At 38.8% G+C, this 9,808-nt stretch carries 9 protein-coding genes and 1 pseudogene; 5 read left to right on the top strand and 5 right to left on the bottom strand.

The window, feature by feature from the left end:
* Positions 1-153 precede the first annotated feature (153 nt).
* Positions 154-1,035 carry a P pilus assembly protein, chaperone PapD gene (locus IQ226_RS23500; RefSeq protein WP_228039637.1) on the bottom strand — a complete coding sequence of 294 codons (882 nt, stop codon included), beginning with the start codon at positions 1,033-1,035 and terminating at the stop codon, positions 154-156.
* 253 nt (positions 1,036-1,288) lie between these two features.
* Between IQ226_RS23500 and glpX the strand changes: the two genes are divergently transcribed.
* The 4 genes from glpX to IQ226_RS23480 all read left to right on the top strand — a co-directional run bounded on the left by glpX (position 1,289) and on the right by IQ226_RS23480 (position 5,946).
* Entirely contained in the window at positions 1,289-2,326 is a 1,038-nt protein-coding gene (glpX, locus tag IQ226_RS23495; protein ID WP_193899414.1) for a class II fructose-bisphosphatase, read from the top strand.
* Between the two features lie 173 nt (positions 2,327-2,499).
* On the top strand, positions 2,500-3,786 hold the full coding sequence (locus tag IQ226_RS23490; RefSeq protein ID WP_193899411.1) for a glutamyl-tRNA reductase: 1,287 nt from the start codon (positions 2,500-2,502) through the stop codon (positions 3,784-3,786).
* Positions 3,787-4,029: 243 nt separating this feature from the next.
* Entirely contained in the window at positions 4,030-4,281 is a 252-nt protein-coding gene (locus tag IQ226_RS23485) for a DUF4212 domain-containing protein (RefSeq protein ID WP_168646340.1), read from the top strand.
* A 9-nt stretch (positions 4,282-4,290) separates the two neighbouring features.
* A complete protein-coding gene (locus IQ226_RS23480) occupies positions 4,291-5,946 on the top strand; it encodes a sodium:solute symporter family protein (protein ID WP_193899409.1) in 1,656 nt (551 codons plus the stop codon).
* A 9-nt stretch (positions 5,947-5,955) separates the two neighbouring features.
* Here IQ226_RS23480 and IQ226_RS23475 read toward each other — a convergent pair whose 3' ends face one another.
* The 3 genes from IQ226_RS23475 to IQ226_RS23465 form a co-directional block, all read right to left on the bottom strand.
* On the bottom strand, positions 5,956-6,798 hold the full coding sequence (locus IQ226_RS23475) for a tetratricopeptide repeat protein (RefSeq protein WP_193899407.1): 843 nt from the start codon (positions 6,796-6,798) through the stop codon (positions 5,956-5,958).
* Positions 6,799-7,119: 321 nt separating this feature from the next.
* Positions 7,120-8,034 carry a ribonuclease D gene (locus IQ226_RS23470; RefSeq protein ID WP_193899405.1) on the bottom strand — a complete coding sequence of 305 codons (915 nt, stop codon included), beginning with the start codon at positions 8,032-8,034 and terminating at the stop codon, positions 7,120-7,122.
* A 345-nt stretch (positions 8,035-8,379) separates the two neighbouring features.
* Positions 8,380-8,694, bottom strand: a complete 315-nt coding sequence (locus IQ226_RS23465) for an RNA-binding protein (RefSeq protein WP_193899403.1) — start codon at positions 8,692-8,694, stop codon at positions 8,380-8,382.
* A gap of 404 nt (positions 8,695-9,098) precedes the next feature.
* Between IQ226_RS23465 and IQ226_RS23460 the strand changes: the two genes are divergently transcribed.
* The gene (locus tag IQ226_RS23460) at positions 9,099-9,545 is read left to right on the top strand and encodes an SRPBCC family protein (protein WP_193899416.1); all 447 of its coding nucleotides are present in this window, start codon (positions 9,099-9,101) and stop codon (positions 9,543-9,545) included.
* Positions 9,546-9,599: 54 nt separating this feature from the next.
* Here the strand turns inward: IQ226_RS23460 and IQ226_RS23455 are convergent.
* Positions 9,600-9,808: pseudogene (locus tag IQ226_RS23455) on the bottom strand (photosystem II q(b) protein); the annotation flags it as partial.

Here is a 9,808-nt window from a genome sequence, read left to right as displayed (position 1 = left end):
CCCCCAACCCCCTCCCCGCAAGCGATGAGGGGGCTAAGATGTACCTCATAAGAGCGGAAACCACTGTATGTCATACTAAAAAATTTGTAGAGACGTTTTCTGTAACATCTCTACATCTAAAACTCATAACTACGGGTTCAGCAACAGCATTTTTTATGGTGTTTTATTAGCTGTATTTGCTGCTTCTGGAGAAATTTTTAAATTCAAGTTAAAGGGTAATTTGTCAGGTTTTTCTTGATTTCCCCAAACCAAATTTCCAGTCAATTGATATTCACCAGGAACAACTTTTTGATCTTTTTCGGGAAAGTTAATCAAAATATTTCGGTTTTGACCAGCAATAACTGCAAAATCTTTACTATCTCCTGTTGCTACCGTTGTTCCTCCCTGTTTTAAAGTCCAAATTGCCTTAGGAAATGCAGAAGCATTACCCTTATTACTGACTAATAATTCAATTTTTTTATTCTCAGGCTGAAAACTTACAGATTCAAGGATTAAATTTGGTGCTGTATTTCCTTGACGAACATACATAGTAGTAGTTGCAAGTCTGGGTTTAATTCCTACTGTAGATTGTCCTTGGGTTTGTACTTCTTCTAAACTTTCTGTAAAAATTACAGCGCGATATTCTCCGCTTGGTGTACTAGGCAGAAATTGAGAAACTAGACGAATACGACGAGTTTGTCCAGGTTCAATGACTACTTCACGGGGGGAAAAGGTGAGAAAAGGCGTTAAATCTTGGGGATTAGATTTTTCCACTACCAAACCATCTCGATTATAGGTAAAAGGTCCAGCGTAGATCCGACCGCGAAATGGTTTGTTTCCACCATTGGTAATTTCAATTATTCCTCTGGCTTGACCTTGTTCGGCGTTGGTTTCAATAATTTCGGGAGAATTACGAATTTGTGCTTGAGCTATTTCTGGTAAAAATGCAATACTAGATAAGGCTAAAGTGGTAAATAGGGGAAGTAATTTGGGGGCAAATTTCAGCATAGGATATGGCGGTAAAGTACATTGGTAGGGTGCGTCAGATATCAACAATCTACTTATTTGCTGGATTTATGCAGTCTGACTCACTCCACAACAGATTTTTAGTGTGACATTTACGTAAGTCATAAACGATACATTAGCATATACATATTTCCTTAACTACATATTAGCAATAGGTAGCAGCAAAACTTAACATAGTTGGTATTCCAGACTTTTTTCTAATATGTATCCGCACTTTGGTAAACTTAAAAACTGAAATAGCTAAGAAAACGACGCTAAGACAAGTAATTTAAAGGGGATACTCGTGGAAAATACTCTTGGGTTAGAGATTATAGAAGTAGTTGAGCAAGCAGCGATCGCTTCTTCTAAGTGGATGGGTAAGGGCGAAAAGAACATTGCTGACCAAGTAGCAGTGGAAGCCATGCGCGAACGGATGAACAAAATCCATATGCGTGGTCGCATCGTGATCGGTGAAGGCGAACGGGACGAAGCTCCCATGCTGTACATTGGTGAAGAAGTTGGTATCTGTACTCAACCAAATGCTGCTAGTTTCTGTAATGTTGAAGAACTCGTAGAAATTGACATCGCTGTTGACCCCTGCGAAGGTACTAACCTGGTTGCTTATGGTCAAAATGGCTCAATGGCAGTTTTGGCAATTTCTGAAAAAGGCGGTTTATTCGCTGCTCCTGACTTCTACATGAAGAAACTCGCAGCCCCAGCAGCCGCTAGAGGTCATGTTGATATCAATAAGTCTGCTACAGAAAACCTGAAAATCCTTTCTGAGTGCTTAAACCGTGCCGTTGAAGAATTGGTAGTAGTCGTGATGGATCGTCCCCGTCACAAAGACCTAATTCAAGAAATTCGCACCGCTGGCGCAAGAGTTAGACTCATCAGCGATGGTGACGTTTCTGCTGCCATCTGTTGTGCTTTTGCTGGTACTAACATTCATGCTTTAATGGGTATCGGTGCTGCACCCGAAGGTGTAATTTCTGCTGCGGCTTTACGCTGCTTAGGTGGACACTTCCAAGGACAACTAATCTATGATCCAGAAGTTGTGCAAACTGGCTTGATTGGTGAAAGCAGAGAAGGTAATCTTGCCCGTTTAAATGAAATGGGTATTACTGATGGAGACAAGGTTTATAACGCTGATGAATTAGCTTCTGGTGAAACAGTGCTATTTGCTGGTTGCGGTATTACTCCCGGAACTTTGATGGATGGTGTACGCTTCTTCCACGGTGGCGCTAGAACCCAAAGCTTGGTTATTTCTAGTCAATCCAAAACCGCTCGGTTTGTGGATACAGTTCACTTGTGGGATGAACCCAAGACTATCCAATTGCGGTAGTAATTAGTCAGTAGTCAGTGGTCAGTGGTCATTAGTCAGTGGTCATTAGTTAGTGGTTAGTGGTTGATAGTAAATTACAACGAACAACTGACAACGAACAACTGACAACGAACAACTGACAACTGACAACTGACAACGAACAACTGACACCTAACCAATTACCTATTTAAGAAATGAATATTGCAGTGGTGGGGTTAAGCCATAAAACAGCCCCAGTCGAAGTTAGAGAAAAATTAAGTATTCCTGAACCTCAAATCGAAAGTGCGATCGCTCAACTTCTCAGTTATCCTGATGTTGATGAAGTTGCTATTCTCAGCACTTGTAATCGTTTAGAAATTTATATTGTTAGCAGCGAAACTACCCAGGGAATCCACGAGGTAACGCAGTTCCTTTCTGAACATAGCAAACTCCCCATGATGTCTTTGCGACATCATTTGTTTATGTTACTGCATGGTGATGCTGTCACCCATATTTTACGGGTTGCGGCTGGGTTGGATAGTCTAGTTTTAGGTGAAGGTCAAATTCTCGCTCAAGTTAAAAATACCCACAAACTGGGACAACAATTTAATGGCATCAAAACCATTTTAAATCGCTTATTTAAACAAGCTTTAACAGCGGGTAAACGGGTTCGCACCGAAACCAGTATTGGCACTGGTGCGGTTTCTATCAGTTCGGCGGCGGTGGAATTGGCACAGATGAAAGTAGAAAATTTATCTATAAATCGTGTGTCTATCCTTGGCGCTGGGAAAATGTCCCGGTTACTTGTACAACACCTAATTTCTAAAGGTGCAACTCAAATTAGTATTGTTAATCGTTCCCGTAGTAGGGCGGAAGAGTTGGCGAAGTTGTTCCCAGAACAACCTATTCAAATCCATCTGCTGCCAGAAATGATGTCAGTTATTGCCGCTAGTAACATGGTATTTACTAGCACATCTTCAACTGAACCTATTTTAGATCGGGTGAAGTTAGAAACAGTGTTAGAACCCAATCAAAAATTGATGATATTTGATATTTCCGTCCCCCGGAACGTGGATGTAGATGTCAATGATTTGGCGAATGTGAAGGCTTTTAATGTTGATGATTTAAAAGCAGTTGTAGCCCAAAATTATGAAAGCCGCCGCCAAATGGCACAGGAAGCTGAGAAGATTTTAGATGAAGAAGTTGAAGCTTTTGATATTTGGTGGCGGAGTTTAGAAACTGTATCTACTATTAGTTCTTTACGCAATAAAATAGAAACTATCCGCGAACAGGAATTAGAAAAGGCTTTATCTCGTTTGGGTTCAGAATTTGGCGAAAAGCATCAAGAGGTAATTGAGGCTTTGACAAGGGGAATAGTCAATAAGATTTTGCATGATCCGATGGTACAATTACGCGCCCAGCAAGATGTGGAAGCTAGAAGACGATGTATGCAAACTCTGCAAATGTTATTTAATTTGGACGCTGAAGAGCAGTTTAGCTGAAATTATCAAGAAACAGGGAAATATTATGCCATTCCTGGGATTGTTCCCTGTTTTAATGGGTTTTTAATTTGAAGTTGGCTTTATTGGGTAAGCTTTTTGACGATTGAAAATGGTTCATTCACTTACGCAGTACGGTACTAGCTACTTATCAACTATATAAAACTTTACAAAAAATTATTCAAATAATGCAGTATTATCTGGTCTTGATGATATCATCTGTGATGCAATGATCATCAAAGAAAAATGGACGAAAATCAGCGTCGCGCTTATTGGCGTGCTAATACGAACTTAATTAGAAATCTTTTAATTGTTTGGGCTTTAGTCTCCGTGGTTTTTAGTATATTGCTGGTTCAACAGTTAAATGTAATTCGGTTTTTTGGTGTTCCCTTTGGTTTTTGGATGGCACAGCAAGGATCAATTTTGGTTTTTGTGGTATTAATTTTTATTTATGCTTTCCAAATGGATAAATTAGACCAGAAGTACAATAAGAAGTGAGGATAAACAATGTCGGTTGAACTTTGGACAATTATATTAGTTGGCCTCTCTTTTGTACTTTACATTTACATTGGTTGGCAATCACGAGTAGAAAATACTAAAGACTTTTTTATTGCCGGTCAGGGAATACCCGCAATTGCTAATGGTGCTGCTACTGCGGCCGATTGGATGTCTGCGGCTTCCTTTATTTCTATGGCCGGGTTGATTTCATTTTTGGGATATGACGGTTCTATTTATTTGATGGGTTGGACTGGTGGATATGTTTTACTAGCATTATTATTAGCACCATATTTACGGAAATTTGGTAAATATACAGTCCCTGATTTTGTAGGCGATCGCTATTATTCCAATATAGCTCGGTTGGTGGCAGTAGTTGCAGCTATTTTTATTTCTCTCACCTACGTCGCTGGACAAATGCGGGGTGTGGGAATTGTCTTCAGTCGCTTTTTACAAGTAGACGTGAATACTGGTGTCATCATTGGCATGATCATTGTCGGCTTTTTCGCGGTTTTGGGAGGAATGAAAGGCATTACCTGGACACAAGTAGCCCAGTATTGTGTATTGATTTTCGCATATTTAATTCCAGCAATTGCGATCGCCTACCAACTCACAGGTAATCCTATTCCCCAATTAGCCTTTACCACCAGCGATATTGCTGATAAACTCAACCTCATTCAACTTGACTTAGGCTTTAAAGAATATACCCAATCTTTTGCCAACAAATCAATGCTGGATGTTCTTTTCATCACCATTGCCTTGATGGTAGGAACTGCTGGTTTACCCCACATTATCGTCCGGTTTTACACAGTTAAAAGTGTTCGTGCCGCCCGGTTTTCTGCTGGTTGGGCATTATTATTTATCGCCATTCTCTACACCACAGCCCCCGCAATCGGGATGTTTTCTCGTTACAATCTCATTACTTCTTTGCATAATAAAACAATTGTCGAAGTCCAGCAATTAGATTGGGCAAATAAGTGGGAAAAAACCAAACTTCTAGCTTTTGAAGATAAAAATAAAGATGGCCGTTTTCAGTTAACTCCGAACAAAGAAACCAACGAAATCATCATTGATAAAGATATCATTGTCCTCTCTACCCCAGAAGTTGCTAATTTACCTCCTTGGATAATTGCTTTAGTCGCGGCTGGTGGTTTAGCTGCTGCTTTATCCACTGCATCTGGATTATTATTAGTAATTTCCAGTTCTGTCGCTCACGATGTTTATTATCGCATTTTTGATTCCCAAGCTTCAGAAAAAAAACGGGTATTTGTAGGGCGAGTTGTTGTTGGTCTCGCCATTGTTCTCGCTGGATATTTTGGCGTAAATCCACCAGGATTTGTGAGTGAAGTGGTAGCTTTTGCCTTTGGTTTAGCGGCTGCAAGTTTTTTCCCGGTAATATTTCTGGGAATTTTTGATAAACGCACCAATTCTCAAGGTGCAATTGCCGGAATGTTAATAGGTTTGATATTTACAGTTATTTACATTGTCGGCGTAAAATTTGTCGGTATGACACCTTGGTTTTTTGGCGTTTCTGCCGAAGGAATTGGCACTTTAGGGATGATTATTAACTTTATTGTCACCCTTACAGTTTCTCGACTTACACCACCACCACCCCCGGAAATTCAGGCTTTGGTAGAGGATTTACGCACCCCAATTATTGAAGAATAGATGACAAAATTACTTACCCAATTCCTCAATATTCTTCATTGCTTGTTGATATAAGTCCTTATTTCCTTGTTTGTCAAAAATAGCTGCTGCCCGCTGTAAATCTTTTAATGCGCCCCGTTTGTCACCAATTTCAGCATAGGCGTTACCGCGATTGTTAAAAGCAACGCCAAAATTAGGATTAATGCGAACGGCTTCATTATAATCGGAGATTGCTTTTTGCTGTTCTCCTCTTGCAGCATAAGCATTACCCCGATTATTATAGGCTACAGCATATTCCTGATCAATGCGAATCGCTTGAGTATAGTCCTCTAACGCCCCATTCTTATCACCTTGGTTAGCACGGGCATTACCTCGATTATTGTAAACCTCAGCAGATTTTGGGGCAATGCTAATTGCCTGATTATAATCCGCGATCGCTCTTCTATAATCTCCGATAGAAGCAAAAGCATTAGCACGGTTATTATATGCTTCCGCATCCTCGGGATTGAGACGTAATGCCTGATTATAATCCGCGATCGCTCCCTCTTTATTACCAGTATCAAAATAAACTAATCCCCGACCTTTAAATGCTGGTGCATATTGAGGATTAAGACTAATTGATTTACTATAGGCAGCAATAGCCGCTTGGGAATTACCTTTCAGATGTTGAGTTTGTCCCTGAACATAAAATTCCCCAGCTTTAGATGTTCTCCCTATCAGTGGATTGGGGGTACTTGCACCCCTTTCTGTCACCAAAACATCTTGATTATTACTGCAAGAAACGCAAATAATACCACTGAAAATTGTAAACATTGCTACAGTGAATGCCCTGTTTACTCCTCGCTGTTTTTGTGTGAATAACTGCCATTTCATAATTTACCAAAAATTGCCATCTTACTGGGAGTAAATCATTCACTAAATTACTTACTTTTGCAATATGTCTGCTTTTTGATTAATATTCAATTCAAATTATAAAATTCCCTGAAGTTATTGAGAATTAATGAATGAGTTGATTCAGCCAATTACCGCATATTAGTAAATATTAAAAATAAAATCCTGGCAATCTACATTTATATTATTACTAGACTTCCGCTGATAATTCTGTTAATTTTGTTAGCACTTTCATGAAAATTTTCATACCAGTATTCGGAAGTAGGATGAAAATTAGTTCAGGGAGTTTTTCAGTATTTGCTCTTAATCTTCCTCATGTTCGTGATTTTTAGGAGTGATTTTCCAATAAGTATTTTTATCAAAATTTACAGCCAATTTTTCCAGATTTACCCCCAAATTTTTGCGAATATCTTCAGTTAAAGTAATGGTAAAATCTAAATCAACACCTTGATTTTCTACTAAATTTACCAATTCCTGAAACTGAGTTTTAAAAGTTTTCCGCTCATAACTTGTTAGTTTACAATGCGATGTTTCCGCAATATTTTGAACTAACATCGCTTTTTTTACCCGTTCTTGTAAATGCTCAAATTCTGACTTAAGTATTTTTTGTTGCTGTTCAATTTCTCTATATCTAGCAGTCAATAAATCTAAATCTTCCTTAATTGGATCTACCTGAAAATTAGCCTCTAATTCTAATAATCGTAAATATACTTGAGCCAAATAAATACAATCAAGATAAGCATATTCTAGTTGTGCTTCAGTTAATGGTCTTTTTCCCCAATCACTCCTTTGTTCTTGTTTATCAATATCATGAAAATTACAAAGTTCAGTGGCTAGAGTTTTTAGTTGATAATTAGGTAACGGTAGTAAATAAACCGGAATTTTCTTAGCCATTGCCAAAGTACAAGTAATATTTTTAGCTCTTTTACCGCCCAAATATTGCACATCATAATCAGCATTATGAAAAACTTTTTCAATAGCATCATTAATCATAATCCTTTCCACAAAATCAGCAATTACATCTGACTTATCGAGAACATCTAACAAATAAACACTATTACCAGTCATATCTTCAGGATTATCCAACACCTGAATTAGTGATAATCTCGGATTACGAGTTTTATAATCAGCAACTTCTGTATCTATCCACAGAGTTTTAGCTTTGCCATGTTCAGTAATTAGGGAACGAATTTCCCCAGTAGTGGTAAGATAAGGCATGGGTAGATGTTGGAAAATGTGACTTAAGTAGGTTAGAAAATTGTCGTTATGGCAAGGCAAGAGGCAAGAGTAAAGAAGGTTTAGGCGATTTTACTTTTCTTTACACAGATTTGTTTGATTGTGTTCACCTACTTGGTTATAGTTTTTTAACGTAACATTTTATGACTAATCATGCTGACAAGTGCCACCCCATTATGATAATTATTGCCAAAATACCTCTTTTGATGCCATATTGATCCTGTGGAGAAAATTTACCACAAAAAAAGCCCAGGTATTCAATCCTGAGCTTTTGTTAAACCTAATTATCCTCGAGGTGGACATTCATCCAACTTAAATCTATGGATATTAGTAACGGTTACGGCTTCCACCGCCGAAGTTTCCACCACCCCGATTTCCACCACCAAAAGAACTACGTTCCTCTCTTGGTTTAGCCTTGTTCACTTTTAAATCACGTCCCATCCATTCAGCACCATCAAGGGCTTCAATGGCTTTTGTTTCTTCTGCATCTGATTCCATTTCCACGAAACCGAAACCGCGAACTTTACCAGTTTCTCGGTCGGTAGGTAGCTGAACACGCTTTACGGTGCCATACTCCTTAAAAATTTCGCTCAAGCCGTCTTGGGTAACTTCATAAGAGAGGTTGCCTACATAAATTGACATAGATTTTCTCCAAAATCATAAGAGTGTAGAGATTTAGATTTCGGAGAAAAGTCTGTAAATACCAAAGGGAAAAAGCCTATCAATACTAAAAACAAACGAGGTCCACCGAATTACTTCTCGACTTCCATTATTGCACAATAAATGATATATAGGCGGATAAATTCCAAAAAGTTTATAAAATATTTTTTATACCTCAATTAGCAATCGCCGCATTGGCTTTCTAGTGCATTCTCTCCTTACAAATAGGTTAGCATTGAAAATCGTTGTTATAGCAAGGCAAGAGTGAAAAGGGTTTGGGCGATTTTACTTTAACTATTTTTAGATATCAACTCTGGTTTTTCCGCCTATTTGCTCATAAAATTGTCAATAATGAATCTAAAGGCTCAATTTTAGGTTTTTTGTTCATGTTGCACTTTAAACATTCCTCAATCATTAACGCACCAGTTGAAGTAGTTTGGCAATTCCACGAAAGACCAGACATACTGCAAATACTCACTCCACCTTGGCAACCTGTACAAATCGTTAGACGTGAAGGTGGACTAGCAGCCGGGGCAATTACAGAATTTCGGCTTTTTCTAGGAATTTTACCTTTAACTTGGTTAGCGCGGCACACAGACTATGAAAAATATCATCTGTTTACCGATGAACAGATATCTGGACCTTTTGAGTCCTGGGTACATCGTCATGAATTTACAGAAGAAAATGGCAAAACTAAATTAACCGATAATATTACTTATGCCATGCCCGGTGGTGATGGCATAGAATTTATGAGTGGTTGGTTAGTACAAGCACAACTAGAAGCAATGTTTCGCTATCGCCATTATGTAACTAAACGCGAATGTGAAAAATGAACACAAAAAAACGCCCCCCATGATTGGAGAGCGTTTTTTATTGAACTAAACTGATTAACCGTTGATTGCAGGAGCGCTTAAGGCGACAGGAGCAACATCAGCAGCAGCCAAGTCTAGAGGGAAGTTGTGAGCGTTGCGCTCGTGCATTACTTCCATACCTAAGTTAGCGCGGTTGATTACGTCAGCCCAGGTAGCGATGACGCGACCTTGAGAATCCATGATGGATTGGTTGAAGTTGAAACCGTTCAAGTTGAACGCCATGG

It is taken from the genome of Dolichospermum sp. LEGE 00240 (assembly GCF_015207875.1).
GTDB classification, from domain to species: domain Bacteria; phylum Cyanobacteriota; class Cyanobacteriia; order Cyanobacteriales; family Nostocaceae; genus Dolichospermum; species Dolichospermum gracile.
The sequence above is the reverse complement of the archived record's forward strand: the minus strand, read 5'-3'. Positions and strand labels throughout refer to the sequence as shown.